Annotated in this window: 24 protein-coding genes; 17 read left to right on the forward strand and 7 right to left on the reverse strand. The window is 73.4% G+C overall.

What is annotated here, in order from left to right; translation table 11 throughout:
• Positions 1 to 2: 2 nt before the first annotated feature.
• Positions 3 to 470 (forward strand): S26 family signal peptidase, encoded by a 468-nt coding sequence (locus GA0070619_RS08065; protein WP_231927320.1) that lies wholly within the window; start codon positions 3 to 5, stop codon positions 468 to 470.
• A gap of 69 nt (positions 471 to 539) precedes the next feature.
• On the opposite strand, the gene GA0070619_RS08070 is transcribed toward GA0070619_RS08065, so the two are convergent.
• Positions 540 to 755: a hypothetical protein gene (locus GA0070619_RS08070; protein ID WP_088947490.1), complete on the reverse strand. Its 216-nt coding sequence runs from the start codon at positions 753 to 755 to the stop codon at positions 540 to 542.
• 156 nt (positions 756 to 911) lie between these two features.
• Between GA0070619_RS08070 and GA0070619_RS08075 the strand changes: the two genes are divergently transcribed.
• Genes GA0070619_RS08075 through GA0070619_RS08085 form a run of 3 tightly spaced genes read left to right on the forward strand, consistent with a single transcriptional unit; the run spans position 912 to position 3,883 of the window.
• Positions 912 to 1,466, forward strand: coding sequence for a MauE/DoxX family redox-associated membrane protein (locus GA0070619_RS08075; protein ID WP_088947491.1), 555 nt, complete (start codon positions 912 to 914; stop codon positions 1,464 to 1,466).
• Between the two features lie 36 nt (positions 1,467 to 1,502).
• Complete coding sequence (locus GA0070619_RS08080) at positions 1,503 to 2,042, forward strand: TlpA family protein disulfide reductase (protein ID WP_088947492.1); 540 nt, start codon at positions 1,503 to 1,505, stop codon at positions 2,040 to 2,042.
• On the forward strand, positions 2,039 to 3,883 hold the full coding sequence (locus GA0070619_RS08085) for an ABC transporter ATP-binding protein (RefSeq protein WP_088947493.1): 1,845 nt from the start codon (positions 2,039 to 2,041) through the stop codon (positions 3,881 to 3,883). Before GA0070619_RS08080 ends, GA0070619_RS08085 begins: the two co-directional genes overlap by 4 nt.
• On the opposite strand, the gene GA0070619_RS08090 is transcribed toward GA0070619_RS08085, so the two are convergent.
• Positions 3,853 to 5,685, reverse strand: coding sequence for an AfsR/SARP family transcriptional regulator (locus GA0070619_RS08090; RefSeq protein ID WP_157743932.1), 1,833 nt, complete (start codon positions 5,683 to 5,685; stop codon positions 3,853 to 3,855). The genes GA0070619_RS08085 and GA0070619_RS08090 overlap by 31 nt on opposite strands.
• Positions 5,686 to 5,909: 224 nt before the next feature.
• On the opposite strand from GA0070619_RS08090, the gene argC reads away from it, so the two are divergent.
• The 8 genes from argC to argH all read left to right on the forward strand — a co-directional run bounded on the left by argC (position 5,910) and on the right by argH (position 14,462).
• Complete coding sequence (argC, locus tag GA0070619_RS08095; RefSeq protein ID WP_088947495.1) at positions 5,910 to 6,911, forward strand: N-acetyl-gamma-glutamyl-phosphate reductase; 1,002 nt, start codon at positions 5,910 to 5,912, stop codon at positions 6,909 to 6,911.
• Entirely contained in the window at positions 6,908 to 8,080 is a 1,173-nt protein-coding gene (gene argJ, locus GA0070619_RS08100; protein ID WP_088947496.1) for a bifunctional glutamate N-acetyltransferase/amino-acid acetyltransferase ArgJ, read from the forward strand. Before argC ends, argJ begins: the two co-directional genes overlap by 4 nt.
• Before the next feature lie 55 nt (positions 8,081 to 8,135).
• Positions 8,136 to 9,041 carry an acetylglutamate kinase gene (argB, locus tag GA0070619_RS08105; protein ID WP_088947497.1) on the forward strand — a complete coding sequence of 302 codons (906 nt, stop codon included), beginning with the start codon at positions 8,136 to 8,138 and terminating at the stop codon, positions 9,039 to 9,041.
• Positions 9,038 to 10,267 (forward strand): acetylornithine transaminase, encoded by a 1,230-nt coding sequence (locus GA0070619_RS08110; protein WP_088947498.1) that lies wholly within the window; start codon positions 9,038 to 9,040, stop codon positions 10,265 to 10,267. Before argB ends, GA0070619_RS08110 begins: the two co-directional genes overlap by 4 nt.
• Positions 10,264 to 11,202, forward strand: coding sequence for an ornithine carbamoyltransferase (gene argF / locus GA0070619_RS08115; protein WP_088947499.1), 939 nt, complete (start codon positions 10,264 to 10,266; stop codon positions 11,200 to 11,202). The genes GA0070619_RS08110 and argF overlap by 4 nt, the downstream gene beginning before the upstream one ends.
• The gene (locus GA0070619_RS08120) at positions 11,199 to 11,714 is read left to right on the forward strand and encodes an arginine repressor (RefSeq protein WP_088947500.1); all 516 of its coding nucleotides are present in this window, start codon (positions 11,199 to 11,201) and stop codon (positions 11,712 to 11,714) included. Before argF ends, GA0070619_RS08120 begins: the two co-directional genes overlap by 4 nt.
• Entirely contained in the window at positions 11,711 to 12,922 is a 1,212-nt protein-coding gene (locus GA0070619_RS08125; protein ID WP_088947501.1) for an argininosuccinate synthase, read from the forward strand. The genes GA0070619_RS08120 and GA0070619_RS08125 overlap by 4 nt, the downstream gene beginning before the upstream one ends.
• Before the next feature lie 76 nt (positions 12,923 to 12,998).
• On the forward strand, positions 12,999 to 14,462 hold the full coding sequence (gene argH, locus GA0070619_RS08130) for an argininosuccinate lyase (protein WP_088951635.1): 1,464 nt from the start codon (positions 12,999 to 13,001) through the stop codon (positions 14,460 to 14,462).
• 43 nt (positions 14,463 to 14,505) lie between these two features.
• Here argH and GA0070619_RS08135 read toward each other — a convergent pair whose 3' ends face one another.
• Together GA0070619_RS08135 and GA0070619_RS08140 are read right to left on the reverse strand one after the other, a co-directional pair.
• A complete protein-coding gene (locus GA0070619_RS08135) occupies positions 14,506 to 14,859 on the reverse strand; it encodes an MmcQ/YjbR family DNA-binding protein (protein ID WP_088947502.1) in 354 nt (117 codons plus the stop codon).
• Positions 14,860 to 14,999: 140 nt separating this feature from the next.
• Entirely contained in the window at positions 15,000 to 15,425 is a 426-nt protein-coding gene (locus GA0070619_RS08140) for a DNA-binding protein (protein WP_088947503.1), read from the reverse strand.
• Between the two features lie 132 nt (positions 15,426 to 15,557).
• On the opposite strand from GA0070619_RS08140, the gene GA0070619_RS08145 reads away from it, so the two are divergent.
• The 5 genes from GA0070619_RS08145 (at position 15,558) to GA0070619_RS08165 (ending at position 19,644) form a co-directional block, all read left to right on the forward strand.
• Positions 15,558 to 16,190 (forward strand): DNA-3-methyladenine glycosylase, encoded by a 633-nt coding sequence (locus GA0070619_RS08145; RefSeq protein WP_088951636.1) that lies wholly within the window; start codon positions 15,558 to 15,560, stop codon positions 16,188 to 16,190.
• Between the two features lie 82 nt (positions 16,191 to 16,272).
• Positions 16,273 to 17,358: a WD40/YVTN/BNR-like repeat-containing protein gene (locus GA0070619_RS08150; protein WP_088947504.1), complete on the forward strand. Its 1,086-nt coding sequence runs from the start codon at positions 16,273 to 16,275 to the stop codon at positions 17,356 to 17,358.
• Between the two features lies 1 nt (position 17,359).
• Entirely contained in the window at positions 17,360 to 17,635 is a 276-nt protein-coding gene (locus GA0070619_RS08155; protein WP_088947505.1) for a ubiquitin-like small modifier protein 1, read from the forward strand.
• A 234-nt stretch (positions 17,636 to 17,869) separates the two neighbouring features.
• Positions 17,870 to 19,012 (forward strand): LLM class flavin-dependent oxidoreductase, encoded by a 1,143-nt coding sequence (locus GA0070619_RS08160; RefSeq protein ID WP_088947506.1) that lies wholly within the window; start codon positions 17,870 to 17,872, stop codon positions 19,010 to 19,012.
• Positions 19,009 to 19,644 (forward strand): FMN reductase, encoded by a 636-nt coding sequence (locus tag GA0070619_RS08165; RefSeq protein WP_088947507.1) that lies wholly within the window; start codon positions 19,009 to 19,011, stop codon positions 19,642 to 19,644. The genes GA0070619_RS08160 and GA0070619_RS08165 overlap by 4 nt, the downstream gene beginning before the upstream one ends.
• Here GA0070619_RS08165 and GA0070619_RS08170 read toward each other — a convergent pair.
• From GA0070619_RS08170 to GA0070619_RS08180, 3 genes are all read right to left on the reverse strand, one after another.
• Entirely contained in the window at positions 19,637 to 20,521 is an 885-nt protein-coding gene (locus GA0070619_RS08170) for a universal stress protein (protein ID WP_088947508.1), read from the reverse strand. The genes GA0070619_RS08165 and GA0070619_RS08170 overlap by 8 nt on opposite strands.
• Positions 20,522 to 20,681: 160 nt before the next feature.
• A complete protein-coding gene (locus GA0070619_RS08175) occupies positions 20,682 to 21,572 on the reverse strand; it encodes a universal stress protein (protein WP_088947509.1) in 891 nt (296 codons plus the stop codon).
• 50 nt (positions 21,573 to 21,622) lie between these two features.
• Positions 21,623 to 24,238: a cation-translocating P-type ATPase gene (locus tag GA0070619_RS08180; RefSeq protein WP_231927321.1), complete on the reverse strand. Its 2,616-nt coding sequence runs from the start codon at positions 24,236 to 24,238 to the stop codon at positions 21,623 to 21,625.
• Between the last annotated feature and the right edge of the window lie 16 nt (positions 24,239 to 24,254).

Below are 24,254 nucleotides of genomic sequence, written 5' to 3' on the forward strand. Positions count from 1 at the left end.
CGGTGCTGGGATGGCTCGCGGTGGCCGCCGTGTTCGCGGTGGCCACCGCCGCCCTGATCTGGGCCCGCCGGCACCTGCTGCTGGTCGCGGTCGTGGGGCGCAGCATGGAGCCGACGCTGCGCTCCGGTGACCGGGTGCTGGCCCGGCGCGTGCCGCTGGCCCGGATCCGGCCCGGTGACGTCGTCGTGGTGGTCGCCCCGGCGGAGATGACCGCCGGGCGACCCACCCGCCCCGACGCGACGGGCACGCCCGGCCTGCTGATCAAGCGGGCGTACGCGGTGCCGGGCGACCCGGTGCCGGTGGACCGGGTGCCGCTGCTGCGCCGTGGTGGCGAGCAGGTGGTGCCGGCCGGCCGGCTGGTGGTGCTCGGCGACAACCCGTCGCAGAGCTACGACTCCCGCGAGTGCGGCTACATCCCGGAGCCGGACGTGCTCGGCGTGGTGGTCCGGCCGCGACCGCGCGCGGACTGACCGTCGGCGTGGGTGGCATGCGGAACGGCGTGCCACCCGGCCCGGGCCGGGTGGCACGCCGTCAGCGCCTCAGCAGAGAGCGCTCATCGTGCTCGCGCCCGCGCTGCAGTAGTAACCGCAGCTTCCGCAGGTCGTCTTGCAGGCCAGGTTCGTGCTGCACCGCTTGAAGTAGCACGTCCCACAGAGCGCGCAGTACGGGTCCGGCGGACAGCCGGCGGCTGCCGTCACCTTGGGTACGAACACGCCGAGCATCCGCTCGCCCAGGTTCTCCAGTCGACGGAACATCCGTTCACCTCCCCTCGATACGGATCGTTGCCGGGACGCTACGGCGGGTCGGTACACCGCCGGTACAGCCGAGCCGGAGGTCGGCAACAGTCGATGTATCCGCGATGTATCCGCCACTTCTAGCGTGGGCCTCCCGGCAATGGGAGGTGCGTACGGATGCGAGCCCTGGAACTGACCGCACGGCTGCTGCTGGCCCTGGTGTTCCTCGCCGCGGTCGTCGGCAAGCTGCGGACCCGGGCGGGTTTCGCCGCCTTCGTCGGGTCGGTCGGCCAGTTCGGCGTGCCCGACCGCTGGACCGTGCCCGCTGCCCGCGTCGCGGTGGTCGCCGAGGCCGCCGTGGTGGTGCTGCTCGCCGTCCCCCGGACCGTGCCCGTCGGGCTGGTGCTCGCCGTCGGGCTGCTCGGTGTGCTCACCGCCGCGATCGTCGGGGCGTTGCGTCGGGGTGCCCGGCCGGCCTGCCGCTGCTTCGGCGCCGCCGACGCGCCGGTCGGGCCCCGGCACGTCGGGCGCAACCTCGCCCTCGCCGCAGTGGCGCTGCTCGGCCTGTTCGGCTGGGCCAGCGCCACCGGGCCGCCGCCGTCCGCGTCGGCCGTCCTGGTCGCCGTCGGTGTGGCGGTTCCCCTCGCCGCAGTGGTGGTCCGGCTCGACGACCTGGTCGCCCTGTTCGCCCCCACGTCGCCGCGGCAGTCCCGTCCGGCCGGTCGGCACTGACCCCGGTTCGTATCCCCGCACCCCGAAGGAGCCCTCATGGCGCTGTTGACCGTCGCCGTTGTCCTCGTCGCCGCTCTCGGCCTGCTCAACCTGGTCCTGCTGCTCGGTGTGGTCCGTCGGCTGCGCGAGCACTCCGACCTGCTCAGCGACCAGCAGGGCCAACCACCGGCGGTGATGCTGGAGGTGGGTTCGATCCCCGGTGACTTCGTGTCAACCACTGTGGACGGTCGCCTGCTCGCGCGCGCCGATCTGCCGCCGATGACCCTGGTGGCGTTCCTCTCGCCGAGCTGTGAGCACTGCGAGGAGCAGTTGCCGGTGCTCGTCGACCGGGCAAGGACGATGCCCGGCGGCGCGGAGCACGTCTGGATCGTGGTGGTCGGGAAGGGTCCGGAGACCCAGCCGTACGCGGAGCGGTTCACCGGCCTGGCGACCGTCTTCGTGGAGCCGGGCACCGGCGCGCTTCCGCTGGCGTTCGGGGTCAAGGGGTTCCCGGCGTTCGGCCTGCTCGACGAGCGCGGCATCGTGGCGTCGACGGCGTTCGGCATCGCCCGGTTGGACCTGCCGGTGGCGCGGTGAGCGGCCCCCGGCTGGCACCGCGGCAGGCTGCCCGGCACGCCCGGTCGGCACTGGGGCTGACCTGGCGGGCCGCCCCGGGGGGCACTACGACGGACCTGCTGCTCGCCGTGCTGGCCGGTTTGACCCCGGTCCTCGTGGCGGCGCTCACCAAGCTCGTGCTGGACCGGCTCACCGGTGGCGGCTCGGCCGGCGTGCCGCTGACCGCGCTCGCCGCCGGCCTCGCCATGGCCGCCGCGCTCGGCACGGTCCTGCCGCACCTGCGCACCTACGTGGCGGCGCAGCGGTCGCGGGCGGTGTCGCGGCTGGTGCGCCGCCGCCTCTACGACGCGGTGCAGCGGCTCGTCGGGCTGGTGCGGTTGGAGGATCCGGAGTTCCAGGACCGGTTGCAGGCCGCCCAGCAGACCGGTCACCTCGGTCCCACCCAGCTGACCGGCAACACGTTCGGCGCTGTGCAGAGCGCACTGGCGATGACGGGGTTCCTCGGCGTCCTGTTGATGCTCAACCCGCTGATCGGGGCGTTGGTGCTGCTCGCCGCGCTGCCCACACTCTGGATGCAGCTACGGCTCAACCGGGCCCGCGCGGCGATGGTGCTGCGGATGGAGCACTTCCAACGGCGGGACCTGTTCTTCGCCCAGCTGCTGGTGGGTGTGCCGGCGGCCAAGGAGGTGCGCCTGTTCGGTCTGGGCCGGTTCTTCGGCGACCGGATGCTCGACGAGCTGCACGACCTGCACCGGGTGGAGCAGAAACTGGACCGCCGGGAGGTGCGCGCCCAAGCGGTGCTCGGCCTGCTCGGCGCGACGGTGGCGGGCATCGGGGTGGTCTACACCGTCTCGGTCGCCCGCGCGGGCGGGCTCAGCCTCGGCGACGTGGTGATCTTCCTGGCCGCGATCCCGGGGGTGCAGGGTGCGCTGGGCAGCCTGGTCGTCCAGCTCGGCGCGATCCACCAGGCGCTGCTGCTCTTCGAGCACTACGACCAGGTGGCGCACGTCGAGACGGACCTGCCGGTGCCGGCCACCCCCCGGCCGGTGCCACCGCTGACCGAGGGCATCGAGCTGCGCGATGTGTGGTTCCGCTACTCGCCGCAGCATCCGTGGGTGCTGCGGGGTGTGGACCTGCACCTGCGCGCCGGGGCCACGACGGCTCTGGTGGGGCTGAACGGCGCCGGCAAGAGCACCCTGGTCAAGCTCCTCTGCCGCTTCTACGACCCGGAGCGCGGCAGCATCCGGTGGGACGGGGTCGACCTGCGCGAGTTTGATCCAGCGGAGCTGCGCGAGCGGCTGGGGGCGGTGTTCCAGGACTTCATGCCGTACGACCTCAGCGCGGCGGAGAACATCGCGTTGGGTGACCTGGGCGCGCGCGAGGACCCGGAGCGGCTGCGAACCGCCGCCCGGCATGCGGGCATCGACGACACGTTGACCGCGCTGCCCCGCGGCTACGACACCCTGCTGACCCGGATCTTCTTCGACGGCCCGGACCGGGACGACCCGCAGGCCGGGGTGGTGCTCTCCGGCGGTCAGTGGCAACGGGTGGCGCTTGCCCGGGGGTTCCTGCGGGCCGAGCGGGACCTGCTGATTCTGGACGAGCCCAGCTCCGGCCTGGACGCCGAGGCCGAGCACGACCTGCACCGCCGGTTGGGTGAGCTGCGCCGGGGTCGGACCAGTCTGCTCATCTCGCACCGGCTCAACGCGGTGCGCGACGCGGACACGATCGTGGTGCTCGCCGACGGTCGGGTCGTCGAGCGGGGTGACCACCGGGAGCTGCTCGCCGCCGCAGGCCGGTACGCCCGGCTGTTCGGCCTGCAGGCCCGCGGTTACCGGGAGGACGCCCCGGCACCCGTCTGACCGGCCAGGTCACCGCTCGCCTCGGTGGCGGCGAGTTCGGCGGCGTAGAGCCGGACGAGTTCGCCGATGTGGAACCGGCCCGGTCCGGCCGGCTCGGCGAGCTGCGCGGCGACCAGCCGGTCCAGTGCCCGCGCCGCGTCCTCGGGCGGAGCCCCGCTCAGCATGGCGGCCAGTTCGGCGGTGACCGGCCCGGGGTGGGCTCGGCCGAGCCGGAGGAAGACCGGCGCGGCCGACCCGAGCCGGTGGTAGCTGGCGCTGAGCCGGGGCCCGAGACCGGTCTCGGCGAGCCGGTACCGCTCGTCGCGCAGCAACAGCGCCAACCGCGTCAGCGACCAGTGCGGTCCCTCGGTCAGCCGGCCGGCCGCGGTGCGCAATGCGAGCGGCAGCCGCTCGCAGAGGTTGACCACCGCCGAGGCCGCCTCCGGCTCCGCGTCCACCGTCCGATCTCCGGCGGTGGCCCGCAGCATCGCCAGCGCGTCGGCGGCGGGAAGCGGGTCGAGCCGCAGGCCGGGGGCGTCGCCGGTGGTGACCGGGTTGCGGCTGGTGACCAGCAGCGCGCACCCGCCGCGGACCGGCAGCAGGCCGTCGACCTGGGCGGCGTCGGCGGCGTTGTCGAGCACCAGCAGCACCCGTCGGTCGAACAGCAGGGACCGGACCCGGGCGCGCGCCTCGGCGACGCTGGTCGGCTCCGGTTCGTCGGCGCCCGGGTACAGGGCCCGGAGCACCCGGGTGGCGACCTGCAACGGCAGGGGTGGGGCGTCCGCGACCGACCCGCCGAGATCGAGGTGGAGCTGGCCGTCCGGGAAGGCGTCCAGCGCCGCCGCTGCGGCACGCAGCGCCAGTGCCGACTTGCCGGTGCCCGCCATGCCGTAGACGGCCACGGTGACCGGTTGCCGCCGGGCGTCGACCAGCGCCTGGCACAGCCGGGCCAGCTCTGCCCGGCGGCCGACGAACGACGCGGCGGGGCAGGGCAGCTCGTGCGGCACCCGCGACGCGACGGCGCGATGCCGGGGCGGTGTGCCGCCGGGCCGCCGGGTCGGGACCGCCGTCCGGCGCTCCTGGCGGCGCACCGAGCGGTACAGCTCGGTCAGCTCGGGCCCGGGAGCCACGCCCAGTTCGCCGTCGAGTGCCCGGCAGGCCGCCTGGTAGGTATGCACCACGCCGGCATGGTCGCCGGCGCGATGCAGCGCGGTCATCAGCAGCGCCCACGCCGGCTCGCGCAGCGGGTGCTCCGCGAGGTGCTGGCGCAGCAGGGTCAGCAGCTGCGGTGTGCCCCGGTCGCCCAGGTCCAGGCGGCAGGCCGCGTACGTCTCCCGGGCGCCGGCGCGCCGCTCCCGCAGCCGGTCGAAGGCGACCGCGGTCGCCGGCCCGTACGCCGGGGGTGGTTCGGTCGGTGACCAGAGCCCGAGCGCGCGGCTCAGCAGGGTGGTGGCCAGTTCGTGTTCGCCGCTGATGCGGGCAGCGTGGCCGTCGGTGGCGAGTCGTTCGAACTCGGTGGCGTCCAGTTCACCCGGTTCGACGCGGAGCAGGTACCCACCGTGCTCGGCGGGCAATCGGGGCAGTTCGTCGGGGGAGTCGAGCAGGTGGCGTAGCTGGCTGGCGTGGCTGCGCAGGTTGGCCACGGCCGAGGCCGGGGGTCGTCTGCCCCACAGCTCCTCGCGCAGCCGGTCGACCGGGACCGCCAGGCCGGCCTGGAGCAGGAGGGTGACCAGAAAGGCTGTGGGCCGGCCGGCCGGCATCCGCAGGGTCTGCCCGTCGCGACGCACCCGGACCGGACCGAGGATCTCGAACGACAGCCCCACCGCGTCCTCCGTCAGGTGCCCCCACGCGGACCGGGCAGGCCGGCCCACCACCGTCAGAAAGTCATGCTAGTCGATTGAATGCCGCCTCAGACGATTTAGCTGAACGTTGACTCAGGTGTTTCCCCGGCAGCGGCACCGGTACATTGCCATGCAGAGGGCTGCATGAACTTGCACTCGTGAGTCGCCCTTGTTAATCTTTTCTGCATAGTCATGCGGAGGTAAGTATGGGGATCCGAGTCGCGGTCGCCGGTGCGAGCGGCTACGCCGGGGGTGAGTTGCTGCGCCTGGTCGCCGGCCACCCGGAGTTCGACCTGGTCGCCGCCACCGCGCACAGCCAGGCCGGTCACCGCGTCGACGTGGTGCACCCGCAGCTCACCGGGCTCGACCTGGTGCTCGGCCAGACCGACCCGGCGACGCTCGCCGACGCGGACCTGGTCTTCCTGGCCCTGCCGCACGGCGAGTCGGCTGCGCTCGCGTCCCAGTTGCCGGCCGAGGTGCGCATCGTCGACCTGGGCGCGGACCACCGGCTCGCCGACCCGTACGCCTGGGCGCAGTACTACGGCGGCACGCACGCCGGGCAGTGGACCTACGGCCTGCCCGAGCTGCCCGGTCAGCGGGAGCTGATCGCCGGCTCCACCCGGGTGGCGAACACCGGCTGCTACGCCGCCGCGATCACCCTGGCGCTCGCGCCGCTGATCGCCGACGGCGCGGCCAGCCCCGCCGACGTGGTGGTCGTGGCCGCATCCGGCACCTCCGGCGCGGGTCGGGCGGCGAAGCCGCACCTGCTGGCCAGCGAGGTGCTGGGCGACCTGTCGCCGTACCGGGTGGGCACCCACCAGCACGTGCCGGAGATCAAGCAGGCATCCGGCGCGACCGGCCTGTCGTTCACGCCCGTCCTGGCGCCGATGCCGCGCGGCATTCTGGCCACGGTCACCGCGGTGCCGGCGCGCGGTGTCGACCCGCAGCAGGTGCTGGCGCAGGCGTACGCCGACGCGCCGTTCGTGCACGTGCTGCCGGAGGGCCGCTGGCCGCACACGGCCGCCACGCTGGGCTCCAACTCGTGTCACCTGCAGGCCACCGTCGACGTCGACTCGGGCCGCTTGATCGTGCTCAGCGCGCTGGACAACCTGGGCAAGGGCGCGGCCGGTCAGGCAGTGCAGAACGCCAACCTCATGCTCGGCCTGCCGGAGACGACGGGCCTGTCGATCTGGGGAGTCAGCCCATGAGTGTCACCACCCCTCGGGGGTTCCGCGCGGCCGGAGTGGCCGCGGGCCTCAAGACCAGTGGTGGCGCGGACGTCGCGCTGGTGGTCAACGACGGCCCGGACGCCGGTGTCGCCGGTGTCTTCACCACCAACCGGGTCAAGGCCGCGCCGGTGCTCTGGAGCCAGCAGGTCGTGCAGGGCGGTGTGGTCCGCGCGGTGGTGCTCAACTCCGGTGGCGCCAACGCCTGCACCGGCCCGGCCGGCTTCCAGGACACCCACGCCACCGCCGAGCACACCGCCGCCGCGCTGACCTCGGTCAGCCCACGGTTGATCCTCGGCGCCGGTGAGGTGGCGGTCTGCTCCACCGGGTTGATCGGTGAGCGGCTGCCGATGCCGAAGCTGCTGCCCGGTGTCCGCTCGGCGATCCGGCGGTTGTCCCGCGACGGCGGCGTGGCCGCCGCCGAGGCGATCATGACCACGGACACCCGGTCGAAGACCACAGTGGCCCGGGGCAGCGGCTGGACGGTCGGCGGCATGGCCAAGGGCGCCGGGATGCTCGCGCCGGGAATGGCCACCATGCTCTGCGTGCTGACCACCGACGCGGTGGCCGGGCCGGCGGCGCTGGACGACGCGCTGCGCGCGGCGACCCGGGTAACCTTCGACCGGGTCGACTCCGACGGCTGCATGTCCACCAACGACACCGTGTTGCTGCTGGCCAGCGGTGCGAGCGGCATCGAACCGACTCCGGCCGAGCTGGTCGCCGCCGTCACCGCGGCCTGTCACGACCTCGCCCAGCAGTTGGTGGCCGACGCCGAGGGGGCGACCAAGCAGATCGCCATCGACGTGGTGGGCGCCGCCGACGAGGACGACGCGGTCGAGGTGGGCCGTTCGGTGGCCCGCAACAACCTGGTCAAGACCGCGCTGTTCGGCAACGACCCCAACTGGGGTCGGATCCTCGCTGCCGTCGGCACCACCGCCGCGGCGTTCGAGCCGGACGAGGTGGACGTGGCGGTCAACGGGGTGTGGGTGTGCCGGGGCGGCGCCGCCGCCGAGGACCGCTCGAAGGTCGACCTCACCGGGCGGGACGTGACGATCCGGATCGACCTGCACGCGGGCACGTCGGCAGCGACGATCTGGACCAACGATCTGTCCCACGCGTACGTGCACGAGAACTCGGCGTACTCCACGTGAGCGCGAGGAACGCAGCGCAGCGGAGTCCCGCAGTCGCGAACGAAAGGCCGGCACGGTGAGTCTCAGCAGCGACCTGACTCGCGCCCAGGTCAAGGCGGAGACGCTGATCGAGGCGCTGCCCTGGTTGGCACGCTTCTCCGGCTCCACGGTCGTGGTCAAGTACGGCGGCAACGCGATGACCGATCCCGAGTTGCAGCGGGCGTTCGCGGCCGACATGGTCTTCCTGCGCTACGCGGGCCTGAAGCCGGTGGTGGTGCACGGCGGCGGTCCGCAGATCTCCGCCATGCTGGGCCGGCTCGGCATCGCCAGCGAGTTCCGGGGTGGCCTGCGGGTGACCACCGCCGAGGCGATGGACGTCGTCCGGATGGTGCTGGTCGGGCAGGTCGGCCGCGAACTGGTCGGGCTGATCAACTCGCACGGCCCGTACGCCGTGGGCCTGTCCGGCGAGGACGCCCGGTTGTTCACCGCGGTGCGCCGCCCGGCGTACGTGGACGGGTTGCCGGTCGACGTCGGCCAGGTCGGTGACGTCGAGTCGGTTGACGTGTCCGCGGTGACCGACCTGATCGAGGCCGGTCGGATCCCGGTGATCTCCACTGTGGCGCCGGACGTGGACGGGGTGCTGCACAACCTCAACGCGGACACCGCCGCCGCCGCGCTCGCGATCGCGTTGCGGGCCCGCAAGCTGGTCGTCCTCACCGACGTGGCCGGCCTGTACGCGGACTGGCCGGACACGACCAGCCTGGTCTCCGAGATCGCCGCGGACGACCTGGCGAAGCTGCTGCCCAGTCTGGAGTCGGGGATGGTGCCGAAGATGGAGGCCTGCCTGCGCGCTGTGCGTGGGGGAGTGCCGGCCGCGCACGTCGTCGACGGTCGGGTGGCGCACTCGACGTTGCTTGAGGTTTTCACCTCGGAAGGGTTCGGAACGATGGTGGTGCCGGAAGACGGGATGGTCGCGTCGTGAGCACGTTGGCGCAGCGCTGGAAGCAGTCCATGATGGACAACTACGGCACGCCGCCGCTGGCGCTGGTCTCCGGTGCCGGTGCCGTGGTGGTCGACGACGCCGGTCGCGAATACCTCGACCTGGTCGGTGGCATCGCGGTGAACGCCCTCGGTCACGCCCACCCGGCCGTGGTGGCGGCGGTGTCGAAGCAGGTCGCGACCCTCGGGCACGTTTCCAACCTCTTCGTCGCGGAGCCGCCGGTGGCCCTGGCCGAGCTGCTGTTGGCGCTCGCCGGCCGGCCCGGCCGGGTCTTCTTCTCCAACTCGGGCGCGGAGGCCAACGAGGCGGCGTTCAAGCTCTCCCGGCGTACCGGCCGCACGCACGTGGTGGCCACCGGGGGCGGCTTCCACGGCCGCACCATGGGCGCGCTCGCGCTGACCGGTCAGCCGGCCAAGGCCGATCCGTTCCGGCCGCTGCCCGGCGAGGTGACCCACGTCGACTACGGCGATGTCGCCGCCCTGGAGGCGGCCGTCTCCGACGCCACCGCGATGCTGATCCTGGAGCCGATCCAGGGTGAGAACGGTGTGGTCGTCCCGCCGGCCGGTTACCTGGCCGCGGCCCGGCGGATCACCGCGCGGCACGGCGCGTTGCTGGTCCTCGACGAGGTGCAGACCGGCATGGGCCGCACCGGGCACTGGTTCAGGCATCAGGCCGAGGGCGTGGAGCCGGACGTGGTCACCCTGGCCAAGGGTCTGGGTGGCGGTCTGCCCATCGGTGCCACGCTGGCCTTCGGCCCGGCCGCCGACCTGCTCACCCCCGGTTCGCACGGCACCACCTTCGGCGGCAACCCGGTCAGCTGCGCGGCGGCGCTCGCCGTGGTGGCGACCATCGCCAACGAGGGCCTGCTCGACAACGTCAAGCGGGTCGGCGAGCGGCTGCGCCGCGGCATCGAGTCGCTGGGCCATCCGCTGATCGCCGGCGTACGCGGCGAGGGGCTGCTGCTCGGTGTGGCGCTCACCGCGCCGGTGGCGGCGGTGCTGGCCGAGGCCCTGCGGGAAGCCGGCTTCCTGGTCAACCCGGTGCAGCCGGCAGTGCTCCGGTTGGCCCCGCCACTGATCCTCACCGCCGCGCAGGTGGACACCTTCCTCGCCGCGCTGCCCGCCGCACTGGACGCGACGACCCCGGCGGCCGCCGGCACGGCGGGCGAACCCTCCACGCTGACCACCACGACGGGGACGACTCGATGACCCGGCACTTCCTGCGCGACGACGACCTCTCGCCCGCCGAGCAGTCCACGGTCCTCGACCTGGCGGCGCGGATGAAGGCGGACCGGTTCGGCCACCGGCCGCTGGTCGGCCCCCGCTCGGTGGCGGTGCTCTTCGACAAGCAGAGCCTGCGGACCAGGATCTCGTTCGACGCCGGCATCGCCGAACTGGGTGGGCACCCGCTGGTCGTGGACACGCAGGTCACCCACTTCGGCCGGGGCGAGGCCCTCGCCGACGCGGGGCGGGTGCTGTCCCGCTACGTCGCGGCGATCGTGCTGCGCACCCACGGCGACGACCGGATCGCCGAGGTGGCGGCGGGCGCCAGCGTGCCGGTTGTCAACGCGCTCACCGACGGCTTCCACCCGTGCCAGCTGCTGGCCGACCTGCTCACCATCCGGGAGCGGTGTGGCGGCACGGCCGGTCGCACCCTGACCTACGTGGGGGACAGCGCGAACAACATGGCGCAGTCGTACCTGCTGGCCGGGGCGATGGCCGGCATGCACGTCCGGGTCGCCGGGCCGGCCGGGTTCGCGCCCGACCCGGGCGTGGTGGACGCGGCGGCCCGGATCGCCGCCGAAACCGGCGGGTCGGTGCGGGTGCTGACCGACCCGGCCCAGGCGGTACGCGACGCCGACGTGCTCGCCACCGACACCTGGACCTCGATGGGGCAGGAGTCCGACGGGCTGGACCGGATCACACCGTTCCTGCCGTACCAGGTCAACAAGGAGCTGCTCGGCCAGGCCGCACCGGACGCGATCGTGCTGCACTGCCTGCCGGCGCACCGCGGTGAGGAGATCACCGACGAGGTGCTCGACGGCCCGCAGAGCGCGGTCTTCGACCAGGCGGAAAACCGCCTGCACGTGCAGAAGGCGCTGCTCACCTTCCTGCTGGACACCGCGACGGGGGAGTCCCGATGACCGCACCGTTGACCCGCGCGGCCCGGCACGCCCGGATCGTGGAGCTGATCCGCGACAAGGCGATCCGGTCGCAGACCGAGCTGGCCGACCTGCTCGCCTCCGACGGCGTCGGCGTCACCCAGGCCACCCTCTCGCGCGACCTGGAGGAGTTGGGCGCGGTCAAGGTGCGCGGCGGCGACGGCCCGGCCGTCTACCTGATCCCCGAGGACGGCAAACGGCCGTTGCGCGACGCCGAGGCCGCGCCGGCGCGGCTGATGCGGCTGCTGCACGAGCTGCTCAACGGCGTCGACTCCAGCGGCAACATCGCCGTGCTGCGTACCCCGCCGGGCGCAGCCCAGTACCTGGCCAGCGCGTTGGACCGAGCGGGCCTGCCCGAGATCGTCGGCACCATCGCCGGCGACGACACCATCCTCGTCGTGGCCCGCGAGGCCGTCGGTGGGGCCGCGCTCGGCGAGAAGCTCGCCGGCTGGGCCCGACGGGAAGACAACGCCGAAGGGAACACCGCATCATGACCGAGCGGGTCGTGCTCGCGTACTCCGGAGGGTTGGACACCTCCGTCGCCATTCCGTACCTGGCCGAGCAGACCGGCGCCGAGGTGATCGCGGTCGCGGTCGACGTCGGTCAGGGCGGCGAGGACCTCGACGCGATCCGGCAGCGTGCCCTGGACTGCGGCGCCGCCGAGTCGGAGGTGGTCGACGCGCGCGACGAGTTCGCCGCCGACTACTGCCTGCCGGCCATCCGGGCCAACGCCCTCTACATGGACCGCTACCCGCTGGTGTCGGCGCTGTCCCGGCCGCTGATCGTGAAGCACCTGGTGGCGGCGGCGCGCAAGCACGGCGGCACGATCGTGTCGCACGGCTGCACCGGCAAGGGCAACGACCAGGTCCGGTTCGAGGTGGGCCTGAACGCGCTCGCCCCCGACCTGAAGATCATCGCGCCGGCCCGGGACTTCGCCTGGACCCGGGACAAGGCGATCGCCTTCGCCGAGGAGAAGGGGCTGCCGATCGACGTGTCGGCCAAGTCCCCCTACTCCATCGACCAGAACCTGTGGGGTCGGGCGGTGGAGACCGGGTTCCTGGAGGACATCTGGAACGCGCCCGTCGAGGACCTCTACTCGTACACTGCCGACCCGGCGTCGGACCGCGACGCCGACGAGGTCGTGATCACCTTCGACGGCGGTGTGCCGGTGGCGATCGACGGTGAGACGGTCACCCCGTACCAGGCGATCCTGGAGCTGAACCGGCGCGCCGGCGCCCAGGGCGTCGGCCGGCTCGACATGGTCGAGGACCGCCTGGTCGGCATCAAGAGCCGCGAGGTGTACGAGGCACCCGGCGCGATCGCGCTGATCACCGCCCACCAGGAGCTGGAGGCGGTGACCGTGGAACGCGACCTTGCCCGTTTCAAGCGGAGCGTCGACCAGCGCTGGGGCGAGCTGGTCTACGACGGCCTGTGGTTCTCGCCGCTGAAGGACTCGCTGGACGCGTTCATCGACGACGCGCAGCGGCACGTGAGCGGTGAGGTGCGGATGACCCTGCACGGCGGCCGGGCCACAGTGACGGGTCGGCGCTCCGAGGCGAGCCTCTACGACTTCGGGATGGCCACCTACGACACCGGCGACACCTTCGACCAGTCCCTGGCCAAGGGCTTCGTGCAGTTGTGGGGCCTGCCGAGTCGGATGGCCGCCGCTCGGGACGCCCGGCTGGGCGGTGGCGGACAGTGACACGTGCGAGCGCGCGGAGTGAGAGAGCGCAGCGAGTGAGCCCCGCAGTCGCGAGCGAAAGGCAGGCAGAGCAATGATGGGCGACGTGGACGACAAGAGCCTGACCGAGAACAGTGCCGCCACCAACCGGACGAGCCTGTGGGGTGGCCGGTTCGCTGGCGGCCCCGCCGAGGCGCTCGCCCGACTGTCGGTGAGCGTGCAGTTCGACTGGCGCCTGGCCCCGTACGACATCGCTGGTTCCCGGGCGCACGCCCGGGTCCTGGCCGGCGCCGGCCTGCTCGACCCGGAGGAGCTGGGCCGCATGCTGGCCGCGTTGGACGACCTGGAGGCCGCCTGTGCCTCCGGTGCGTTCCGCCCCACCATCGAGGACGAGGACGTGCACACCGCGCTGGAGCGCGGCCTGCTGGAGCGCCTCGGCAGCCTCGGCGGCAAGCTGCGCGCCGGCCGGTCCCGCAACGACCAGGTCGCCACGGACCTGCGGCTCTATCTGCGGGACCACGCCCGGGGTGTGGCCAGCCGCCTCGTCGAGCTGGCCGAGGCGCTGGTCGAGCAGGCCGAGCGGCACATCGACACCGCCGCGCCCGGCATGACCCACCTCCAGCACGCCCAGCCGGTCACGTTCGGGCACTGGTTGCTCGCCCACGTGCAGCCGCTGCTGCGTGACCTGGAGCGTCTGCGTGACTGGGACCACCGGGCGGCGGTCAGCCCGCTCGGCGCGGGCGCGCTGGCGGGCTCCGGCCTGCCGCTGGACCCGGTGGCCGTGGCCAAGGAGCTGGGCTTCCGCACGTCGTTCGCCAACTCGATGGACGCGGTCGCCGACCGGGACTTCGTCGCCGAGTTCCTCTTCACCACAGCCATGATCGGGGTGCACCTGTCCCGGCTCGGCGAGGAGGTGGTGCTCTGGACGTCGCACGAGTTCGGCTGGGTCGAGCTGGACGACTCGTTCGCCACCGGCTCGTCGATCATGCCGCAGAAGAAGAACGCGGACATCGCGGAGCTGGCGCGCGGCAAGTCCGGGCGCCTCGTCGGTGGCCTGGTGACAGTGCTCACCATGCTCAAGGGCCTGCCGATGACCTACGACCGGGACATGCAGGAGGACAAGGAGCCGGCCTTCGACGCCGTCGACACCCTGGAGCTGCTGCTGCCGGCCCTGGCGGGAATGATCTCCACGATGACGGTCCGGGTGGACCGCCTCGTCGCCGCCGCCCCGGTCGGCTTCTCCCTCGCGACCGAGGTCGCCGACTGGCTGGTCCGGCGCAACGTGCCGTTCCGGGACGCGCACGAGATCACCGGCCGGCTGGTGGCGCTCTGCGCGGCCCGGGAGTGCGAGCTGAACGACGTCTCCGATGAGGACCTGGCCGCGATCAGCGAGCACCTCGACCCGTCGGTGCGCGACGTGCTCTCGGTCCGTTCGGCCCTCGCGGCCCGCACCACCCCCGGTTCCACCGGCCCCGGCCCGGTCGCCGACCAGCTCGCCGACGCGGCGGACCGGCTGGCCGGCTGGCGGGAGTGGGCCACCGAACGGGTCGTTCCGCGCTGACCTCGTCGCGGCGTCGGTGGGTTCCGCCGGCGCCGCGGCCGGTTCAGGCCGTCGGGCGCTCCCGCTTGGGGAGCTTGGCAACCACCATGTCGTACGACGCGTCGACCGCCTCGGTGAGCTCGTCGGCGTCGATCCCGCCGTTGAGCCGCAGCGTGTTCCACCCGGACCGACCGATGTAGGCCATCACCCGGGCGTCGTCGGGGTGCCGGTGCAGCCATTCGTCGGCGACCTCCCGGGTCGGCCCGCACTTGATACCGACCGTCGGCTCGCCGTCACCGTTGCCGAGGAACGCGAAGATCCGGCCACCCACCTTCACCACCTCGTCGCCCTCCCACGGCTGGTCCAGCCACGCCCCCGGCTTGGCCAGGCAGTACGCCAGCATGTCCGCGCGCTCCATGGGTGCCTCCTCGTCGTGCGCACAGTGTGCCCGTCCCGCCGCCCGCAGGCACGCGGCATGCCGGTTTGCGCGTCTGGTCGCGGCTGCGGTGCGCGTCTGGTCGCGGGCTGCTTGTGCGCGTGCGGTCGCGGGGTGCGCGGTCAGCCGGTCTGCTCGGCCGAGCGGGCGGCGACCCGCTCGTAGCGCTGCCGGGCCGCCTGTGCGCTGCCCAGCCCCAGCCCGTACGCGATGGCCTGCCAGGTCAGCCCCCGGTCGCGGGCCAGCGTCATCAGCCCGGCCTCCAGCGCGTCCAGTTCGGCGCGGACGTGCGGCAGCAGGGTCAGCGCGGCGGTCAGGTCGGCGGCGTCGACCGGCTCCTCCGTCGGCTCCCGCTCGGCCCCGCCGGCGGCCAGCGCGGTGACCAGGGCGACCGCCTCCCACGGGTCCAGCACGTACGGGTGTGCCCAGCGCGACCGCTGTGCGTCGGTGCCGGCGTGCCGGTCGCTGATCCGCTGGAGTGCCTCGTGGGTGCGGTGGGCGCGGGCGTGGGCCGGGTGCGGCGCGGTGAACGGGTCGTTCGTCGTCATGTCCCGAGCACACACCCTCAACACAGCATTGTCAACAGAACGTTGAAACCATGGGCGGTCGTGCGTGGCGATCGCCGCCCGGCTGGGTACCGTCGAGCCATGGACCTGTTGCCCGGTGACCACGCCACCGACATGCTCGGTGACCACGCCACCGACGCCGACCTGGCGGCACTGGCCGACCTGCTCGCCGGCCCGCTGCTGCCGGCCGCCCGCGGGCTGCTGGGCTGCGAGCTGCACGCGGGAGGCGTCACCGTCCGGATCACCGAGGTCGAGGCGTACGCGGGCATGGCCGGGGACCAGGCCTCGCACGCCCACCGGGGGCGCACCCCGCGCAACGCGGTGATGTTCGGCCCGGCCGGGCACGCGTACGTCTACTTCACCTACGGGATGCACTGGTGCATGAACGTGGTGACCGGTGTCGAGGGGGAGGCTTCCGCCGTGCTGCTGCGCGCCGGGGAGGTGGTCGACGGCCTGGCTACGGCTCGCGACCGCCGGCCGGCCGTACGCCGGGATGTGGACCTCGCCCGCGGGCCGGCCCGGCTCTGCGCCACGCTCGGCATCGACCGCTCCGCGTACGGCGGGTATCTGCTGGGCGATGGACCGGTCCGGTTGCGCCCGCCGACGCGGCCGGTGCCGCCGGAGACGGTGGTCGCCGGTCCGCGGGTCGGCGTGACCGGCGCGCACGACCTGCCGTGGCGATTCTGGCTCGACGGCGACCCGACGGTCAGCGCGTACCGGCGACACGTGCCCCGCACCCGGCGCTGATCCCCGGGCGTGTGTCCCGCGAACGTGTCAGGGGGTGTGGCCATAATCACCCCACCTGCTCACGGACGGTTCGGAGGACGTCATGGCAACACTGCTCGCGATCGGCACGGCCAAGGGATTGTTTCTCGCCACCAGCGCCGACGACCGGCGCAGTTGGGAGATCACCGGCCCACACTTCCCGATGACCGGTGTCTATTCGGTCGCGGTCGACACCCGTCGCTCCACCCCGCGCCTGCTCGCCGGGGTGACCAGCTCGCACTTCGGGCCCAGCGTCGCCACCAGCGACGACCTCGGCGCCTCCTGGGACGAGCCCGACGAGGCGCCGGTCGCGTTCCCGGCCGACACCGGCGTCTCCCTCGGGCGGGTCTGGCAGCTGATGCCGGCCGGTCCCGACCAGCCGGACGTGGTCTGGGCCGGCACCGAGCCGTCCGCGCTGTTCCGGTCCACCGATGGTGGCCGCAGCTTCGAGCTGGTCCGCTCCCTCTGGGACCACCCGCACCGCCCCCAGTGGGAGGCCGGCTTCGGCGGCCAGGCCGTGCACACCGTGCTGCCCCATCCGCGTGACCCGGCCCGGCTGCTGGTCGCGATGTCCACCGGCGGGGTCTACCGCTCGGAGGACGCCGGGGCGAGCTGGGCCCCGGGCAACACCGGCATCCGTGCCTACTTCATGCCCGACGAGTGGCCGGAGTTCGGCCAGTGCGTGCACAAGGTCGCCCGGGACGCCGGCAACCCCGAGCGGCTCTACGCGCAGAACCACCACGGTGTCTACCGCTCCGACGACGACGGCCGCACCTGGTCCTCGATCGCCGAAGGGCTGCCCAGCGACTTCGGCTTCCCGATGGTGGCCCACCCGGGGCGGGGCGGCATGGTGTGGACCTTCCCGTTGGTGGCCGACAGCGAGCGGTTCCCCACCGACCACCGCTGCCGGGTGTTCCGTTCCGCAGACGCGGGCGGCAAGTGGGAGCCGCTGTCGGTGGGGCTGCCCGAGGGGCCGTTCTATCCGGCGGTGCTGCGCGACGCGATGTGCGCCGACGAGGCCACCCCAAGTGGGGTCTACTTCGGCACCCGCTCCGGCGAGGTCTATGCCAGCCGCGACGAGGGTGACTCCTGGTCCCTGGTGGCCGCGCACCTGCCCGACGTGCTCTGCGTTCGCGCCGCGGCGGTCTGAGATGGTCACCGTGCTGCTGCCCGGCCCGCTGCGCGGCGAGGCCGGTGGTGCCAGTCGGCTGAGCGTCACCGCCGCCGGGACGCTGCGGGCGGTCCTCGACGAGGTGGCCGCCCATCATCCGCGGCTGTCCCGGCGCATCCGTGACGAGCGCGGCGAGCTGCGCCGTTACGTCAACGTCTTCGTCGACGGTGAGGATTGCCGGCACTCCGGCGGTCTGGCCACCCCGGTCGGCGACGAGGCCGAGGTGCAGGTGTTGCCGTCGGTGGCGGGCGGCTGAGGTCGCGGGCGGTCGATGCCCGCGAGACCTGACCACCCAGCAGGCCGCCGCCAGCGACGTCACCGCCGGCTTGAGCCCGGCGGCGAAGCCCAGTTCGGTCCCGTCTGTCCGCTGTTGGAGGTGACCCGCGCCACCCCGAGACGTGCCGCCTTCGGAATAGTTGCGTCGTCAAATAAGTTGAGAGCTGCGTCCGGGCACCACGAATGACCCGGTTCTACACGCAGGGAGCTGGTCATGCAGTTCGGAGTCTTCACCGTCGGTGACGTCACGGTCGACCCGACCACCGGTCGGGAGCCGACCGAGCATGAGCGGATCAAGGCGATGGTCGCCATCGCGCTCAAGGCCGAAGAGGTCGGCCTGGACGTCTTCGCCACGGGCGAGCACCACAACCCGCCGTTCGTGCCCTCCTCGCCGACCACCATGCTCGGCTACATCGCGGCGCGCACCGAGCGGCTGCTGCTGTCCACCGCGACCACGCTGATCACCACCAACGACCCGGTGAAGATCGCCGAGGACTACGCGATGCTCCAGCACCTCTCCGGCGGCCGGGTGGACCTGATGATGGGCCGCGGCAACACCGGCCCGGTCTACCCGTGGTTCGGCAAGGACATCCGCGCCGGCATCCCGCTCGCGATCGAGAACTACGACCTGCTGCACCGGCTCTGGCGCGAGGACGTGGTCGACTGGAAGGGCAAGTACCGCACCCCCCTGCAGTCGTTCACCTCGACGCCGCGCCCGCTCGACGGCGTGCCCCCGTTCGTCTGGCACGGCTCGATCCGCAGCCCGGAGATCGCCGAGCAGGCCGCGTACTACGGCGACGGTTTCTTCGCCAACCACATCTTCTGGCCCAAGGAGCACACCCAGCGGATGATCGCGCTGTACCGCCAGCGGTACGCGCACTACGGCCACGGCTCCGCCGACCAGGCGATCGTCGGTCTCGGTGGGCAGGTGTTCATGCGGCGCAACTCGCAGGACGCGGTCCGGGAGTTCCGTCCGTACTTCGACAACGCCCCGGTCTACGGGCACGGGCCGTCGCTGGAGGAGTTCACCCGGGAGACCCCGCTGACCGTGGGCAGCCCGCAGCAGGTCATCGACCGCACGCTCGGCTTCCGGGAGTACGTCGGCGACTACCAGCGGCAGCTCTTCCTGATGGACCACGCCGGGCTGCCCCTGAAGACCGTGCTGGAGCAGCTCGACCTGCTCGGCGAGGAGGTGGTGCCGGTGCTGCGTAAGGAGTTCGCGGCGCTGCGTCCGGCGCACGTGCCGGAGGCTCCCACCCACGCCGCGATGGTTGCCGCCGCCGGTGGCGCCAAGGACAGCACCGTGCACGCCGTCGACGACGTGACGGGCAAGGCGCCGGAGGGGGCGACCCGATGACCCGCCGCACCCTGGCCGTGGTCTCGGCGGGGCTGAGTCAGCCCTCGTCGACCCGGCTGCTCGCCGACCAGCTCGCCGCGGCCACCCGCGACGAGTTGGTCCGGCGCGGCTCCGAGGTGGAGCTGCACGTCGTCGACCTGCGGGAGTACGCCCACGACGTGGTGAACAACATGCTCACCGGGTTCCCGCCGGCGGCGCTGCGCGAGGTCATCGACGCGGTCACCGGGGCCGACGGGCTCATCGCCGTCACCCCGATCTTCAGCGCCTCCTACAACGGGCTGTTCAAGTCCTTCTTCGACGTGTTGGATTCGGGTTCGCTGGTCGACCGGCCGGTGCTGATCGGGGCGACCGGCGGCACCGCCCGGCACTCGCTGGCACTGGAGCACGCCGTCCGCCCGATGTTCGCCTACCTCCGTTCGGTGGTGGTCCCGACCGCCGTCTTCGCCGCACCGGAAGACTGGTCGGACGGCACCGCCGACGGCGCGTTGCGCGGCCGGATCCGGCGTGCCGCCGGGGAGTTGGCCGACCAGATCGAGCGTCGGCCGCCGGCCAGCGGCCCCGCCGACCCGTTCGCCCTCACCACCGACTTCCTGCAGATGCTCGGTCGATCCGACGACACACCGGTCAGCTGACCGGGTAGGGGTGGGCGACCAGCACCGGGCAGTGCGCGTGCTGGATCGCCGCCTGACTGACCGAGCCGAGCAGCAGCCCGGCGAAGCCGGCCCGGCCCCGGGTGCCCACGACCAGCAGTGATGCCGTGCCGCTGGCCTCGATGAGCCCCTGGGCCGCGCCGGCCGCGCGGATCGGATGCTCACGCACCACCAGGTCGGGGTGCTCGGCGCGAACGGCGGCGGAGGCGTCGGCGAGCAGCCGTACCGTGTCGGCCTGGTGCGCGGCCTGTGACTCCTCGATCTCCTCCGGCACCGTCCGCTCCTCGGCCGCAGGGCCGACGTGCACCAGCACCAGCGGCACGTCCCGCAGGGCGGCCTCGTCGGCGGCGTAGCCCGCGGCGAGCCGGGACGACTCGGACCCGTCGACGCCGACGAGCACCGGAGCGTCCACCGGGATCGGCTGTTCGTCCGGGCGGACCACCAGCACCGGGCAGTGCGCGTGCGCGGCCACCTGCGTGCCGACCGAGCCGAGCAGCAGCCCGGCGAACCCGCCCAGCCCTCGGCTGCCCACCACTACCAACTCGGCCTGCCGGGACTCCTCGATCAGGGTGATGCCGGGTCCACCGGCGATCTGGCGCACCTCGACGACCAGGCCGGGCCACCGATCGGTCAGCTCGGCCGCCGTGCGCTCCAACATCTTCTGCGCCTCCTCGGAGGGCACCGGCACCCCGAGTTCGTACGGGTTGAGCGGCACGCCGTAGCCGAACGGATGCAGGTAGCCGTGCACCAGGCGCAGCGTCCGGGACCGGAGCAGGGCGGCGCGGGCGGCGTGCTCCGCGGCGACGAGGCTGGACGGCGATCCGTCCACGCCCACCACGACAGGTCGGTTCATCGGCACTCCCTGGGTCGGTCAGCCCATTGTCGGCGGTGCGCAGCCGTCACGGCGCCGAACGCGCCGGCACCGGCCGACCGAACGCGCCGGCCGGGCGGGTGACGTGACACCGGACGTGGGTCCGCGCCGGCCGAGGGGGAGTGGCCGGCGCGGACGGTACGAGGGGTCAGTCCTTGCGATCCTCGCGGCGGTGCCGAACGACGACCACCGGGCTGTGCGAGTGGTGCAGCACCGTGTGGCTCACCGAGCCGAGCAGCATGCCGGCCAGTGCGCCACGGCCGCGTGCACCGACCACGGTGAGCTGCGCCGTGGCCGACTCCTCCACCAGCATCCGCGCCGGTGCGCCGTACGCCACTCGGCGCCGCACCGGCACGTCGGGGTAGCGCTCGGACCAACCGGCGATCGCCTCGGCGAGCACCCGCTCCTCCTCGGCGACGAGCGCTTCCACGTCGTTCGCTATCGGCAGGAGGTCGCTCGGCGCCGCCGGGATGATCCAGGCGTGCACCGCCACCAGATCGGTGCCGCGCAACGAGGCTTCCTCGAAGGCGAACCCCAACGCCTGGGCGGACAGGTCCGAGCCGTCGACCCCGACCAGGACCGGCCCGTCGGCGCGGGCCTCACCCTTGACGACCAGCACCGGGCAGTCGGCGCGGGCGGAGACCTGCACCGCCACCGAGCCGATCAGCAGCCCGCCGAAGCCGCCCAGGCCCCGGCTGCCGAGCACCAGCAGCGCCGCGTCCCGGGCCTCGACCAGCAGCATCGGCGTGGGCGCGCCCTCGACGATCGCGCCGGTGACGGCGAGCTCCGGTGCGACCTTGCTGGCCTCGGTCACCGCCTCGGCGACCAACTGCTCCGCCTGGTGCCGGAACCCGGCGTTGGCGGGAGCGCCCGGCGCCGGCTCCAACGACACGCCGTAGAGCGACCAGATGAACGCGTGCACCACCCGCAGCGGGCGGCCCCGCGTCGCGGCCTCCCGGGCGGCGACACGCACCGCCTCCAGCGCCGATGTCGAGCCGTCCACAGCCACCACCACGGGGGCACCGGATCTGTTGGTCATCACGTCCTCCTTAGTTCCGTCTTCATCCTCCTGCGGTGCGGGCCGGACGGTCAGGGGCGGAAGGTAAGGGACCGGGGGCCATTGGTCCCGTCGACCCGGTCGCTCGGCGGTGTCGGACGGCGACGGGTCAGCCGCAGCACCAACCCGGGCAGGGCGCTGACCATCGCGCAGGCCAGCAGCACGGTCGGTGCCAGGGGGTCGGTGCCGAGCAGGTCCCGCAGCGGGGCGAACAGCACCCCGCCGACCTGCAACAGTGCCGACACCGCGACCGCGACGAGGAGGCCGGGGTTGCCGCGCCGCGCGCCCGCTGGCCGGGGTGCCCGGACGGCCAGTGCCACGCCGAGCTGGGCCAGCCCGAGCACCACGAAGACCACCGACTGCCAGGGCAGGTCCCGGTCGGCGGCGACCACACCGGCACCGAGCACCACGGCGGCGATCAGCGCGCCGGTGACCAGGACGTCCCGGCCGAGCCCTGCGCCGAGCACCGACTCCTGTGGCGAGCGCGGCGCGCGCCGCAGGGTGCCGGGTTCGGCAGGCTCGGCGCCGAGCGCCACCCCTGGCACCCCGTGGGTCAGCAGGTTGATCCAGAGGATCTGGGCGGGCAACAGCGGTACGGCCAACCCGAACAGCGGGCCGATGAGCATCACCATGATCTCCGCCACGCCACCGGAGAGGGCGTAGCGCAGGAACCGGCGAATGTTGTCGTAGATGCGTCGGCCCTCACCGATGGCGGCGGCAACAGTGGACAGGTCGTCGTCGACGAGGACCAGGTCGGCGGCCTGCCGGGCGACCTCGGTGCCGCCACCCATCGCCACCCCGATGTCGGCGCGGCGCAGCGCCGGCGCGTCGTTGACTCCGTCGCCGGTCATCGCGACCACGTGACCGCGGGCCTGCAGGCCCGCGATGATGTCGAGCTTCTGTTCCGGTTGGGTCCGGGCGAAGACCCGGGTGTCCGGGTGCGCCGTCGAGTCGTCGTCGCCGCGGGCGAGAGGGTCGCCGTCGTGCCACAGGCCGAGCTGGGAGCCGATCGCGGCGGCGGTGGCCGGGTGATCGCCGGTGATCAGCAGCAGCCGTACCCCGGCGGCGTCGAGGCTCTCGGCGATCTCGGGCGCGCCGGCGCGCAGCGGGTCACCGACGGCGACCAGCCCGAGCGGGCGCAGGCCGGTCGGCGCGGCGGGGTCCGGCGACGTGTCCGCCAGGGCGGCGGCGACGGCGAGCACCCGCAGGCCCTCCCCGGCGAGCCGGTGGGCGGTGCGGGTCAGCGCGGTGATCTCGTCGTCGGTGGCGTCGAGCAGGGACGCGGTGAGGACGCTCTCCGGGGCGCCCTTGCAGACCACGAGATAGCGCTGGTCGCAGGAGCGGTGCACGGTGACCATCCGCCGTTGGGCCTGGTCGAACGGGTGCTCGGCGACCCGTGGCCAGGCCGCGCGGGTGTCCTGCGGGTCGAGGCCGCACCGGGCCGCGAAGGCCACGAGCGCCGCTTCGAGAGGATCGCCCACGGCGCCCCAGTCGCGTCGTTCGTCGTTCGGGGGTGACAGGGCGGCGTCGTTGCAGAGCAGCCCGGCCCGTGCCAGCCGGCGGAGTTCCTCAGGTACGGCCACCGGCGCGCCATCCTGGTGCACGGCGCCGTGCGGGGCGTACCCGCTGCCGGTGACCTCGTACCGCTCCCCGTCGGTGGTGGCGACCTGCTGCACCGCCATGCGCCCCTCCGTGAGGGTGCCCGTCTTGTCGGAGGCGATCACGGTCACCGAGCCGAGTGTCTCCACCGCGTGCAGTCGACGCGGGATGGCGTGCGCGGCGGCCATCCGGCGCGCGCCCAGCGCCAGCGCCAGGGTCACCACCGCCGGCAGCGACTCGGGTACCGCCGCGACGACCAGGCTCACCGCCGTGATGGCCATGTCGACCAGCGGCCGACCGCTGATCACCCCGATCGCGAAGACCAGCCCCGACAGCACGACCGCGACCAACCCGAGCGTGCGGCCCAGGGCGGAGAGGCGGCGCTGCAGGGGAGTGGCGCCGGGCCGAGTGTCCGCCACCAGGGCGCTGATCCGGCCCAATGCGCTCGCAGGCCCCGTCCGGAGCACGGTGCCGTCCGCGCGTCCGGTGGTGACCACCGTCCCGGCCAGCGCCTCCTGACCGACGGTCCGCCCCACCGGTACCGACTCACCACTCAACGCGGATTCATCCAGTTGCAGCCGGTTCGCCTCGACCAGCAGCAGGTCGGCCGGCACGATGTCGCCGGCCTCGACCCGGACGAGGTCGCCGTGGACCAGGTCGGCGGCGGGGACGGCCAGGTCCCGGCCGTCACGGACCACCCGGGCGGTGGGGGCGGCGAGCTGGCCCAGCGCCGCGATGGCGCGGTCCGCGCGGATCTCCTGCACCACCCCGATGATCGTGTTCACCAGCACGACCAGGACGATCACCGCCGTGTCCGGGTAGTCGCCGAGCACCGTGGTCACCACCGCGGCGGCGAGCAGCAGGGCCACGAGCGGGTCGGTGAGCTGGTGCAGCACCCGTACGGCCGCGTGCCGGCGCGGCGGCGGTGCCACCGCGTTGGGTCCGTTCACCCGCAATCGGGCGGCGGCCTCTGCCGCGTCGAGCCCGACCGCGACGGGCACATCGATCGTGCCCTCCAGCGTCCGGCCCGGACCGCCCGTATTCGCCACCAGTGACCTCCCCGTC

Source organism: Micromonospora zamorensis (genome assembly GCF_900090275.1).
Taxonomy (GTDB): Bacteria; Actinomycetota; Actinomycetes; order Mycobacteriales; family Micromonosporaceae; genus Micromonospora; species Micromonospora zamorensis.

Excerpts from the sequence above, each read along its gene's own strand:
- GA0070619_RS08165 (WP_088947507.1), top strand. The coding sequence starts at position 19,009 with ATGACCCGCCGCACCCTGGCCGTGGTCTCGGCGGGGCTGAGTCAGCCC.
- GA0070619_RS08150 (WP_088947504.1), top strand. The coding sequence starts at position 16,273 with ATGGCAACACTGCTCGCGATCGGCACGGCCAAGGGATTGTTTCTCGCC.
- GA0070619_RS08125 (WP_088947501.1), top strand. The coding sequence starts at position 11,711 with ATGACCGAGCGGGTCGTGCTCGCGTACTCCGGAGGGTTGGACACCTCC.
- argJ (WP_088947496.1), top strand. The coding sequence starts at position 6,908 with ATGAGTGTCACCACCCCTCGGGGGTTCCGCGCGGCCGGAGTGGCCGCG.
- GA0070619_RS08070 (WP_088947490.1), bottom strand. The coding sequence starts at position 755 with ATGTTCCGTCGACTGGAGAACCTGGGCGAGCGGATGCTCGGCGTGTTC.
- argF (WP_088947499.1), top strand. The coding sequence starts at position 10,264 with ATGACCCGGCACTTCCTGCGCGACGACGACCTCTCGCCCGCCGAGCAG.
- GA0070619_RS08140 (WP_088947503.1), bottom strand. The coding sequence starts at position 15,425 with ATGACGACGAACGACCCGTTCACCGCGCCGCACCCGGCCCACGCCCGC.
- GA0070619_RS08075 (WP_088947491.1), top strand. The coding sequence starts at position 912 with ATGCGAGCCCTGGAACTGACCGCACGGCTGCTGCTGGCCCTGGTGTTC.
- GA0070619_RS08145 (WP_088951636.1), top strand. The coding sequence starts at position 15,558 with ATGCTCGGTGACCACGCCACCGACGCCGACCTGGCGGCACTGGCCGAC.
- GA0070619_RS08160 (WP_088947506.1), top strand. The coding sequence starts at position 17,870 with ATGCAGTTCGGAGTCTTCACCGTCGGTGACGTCACGGTCGACCCGACC.
- GA0070619_RS08155 (WP_088947505.1), top strand. The coding sequence starts at position 17,360 with ATGGTCACCGTGCTGCTGCCCGGCCCGCTGCGCGGCGAGGCCGGTGGT.
- GA0070619_RS08120 (WP_088947500.1), top strand. The coding sequence starts at position 11,199 with ATGACCGCACCGTTGACCCGCGCGGCCCGGCACGCCCGGATCGTGGAG.
- argH (WP_088951635.1), top strand. The coding sequence starts at position 12,999 with ATGGGCGACGTGGACGACAAGAGCCTGACCGAGAACAGTGCCGCCACC.
- argC (WP_088947495.1), top strand. The coding sequence starts at position 5,910 with ATGGGGATCCGAGTCGCGGTCGCCGGTGCGAGCGGCTACGCCGGGGGT.
- GA0070619_RS08135 (WP_088947502.1), bottom strand. The coding sequence starts at position 14,859 with ATGGAGCGCGCGGACATGCTGGCGTACTGCCTGGCCAAGCCGGGGGCG.
- GA0070619_RS08175 (WP_088947509.1), bottom strand. The coding sequence starts at position 21,572 with ATGACCAACAGATCCGGTGCCCCCGTGGTGGTGGCTGTGGACGGCTCG.
- GA0070619_RS08080 (WP_088947492.1), top strand. The coding sequence starts at position 1,503 with ATGGCGCTGTTGACCGTCGCCGTTGTCCTCGTCGCCGCTCTCGGCCTG.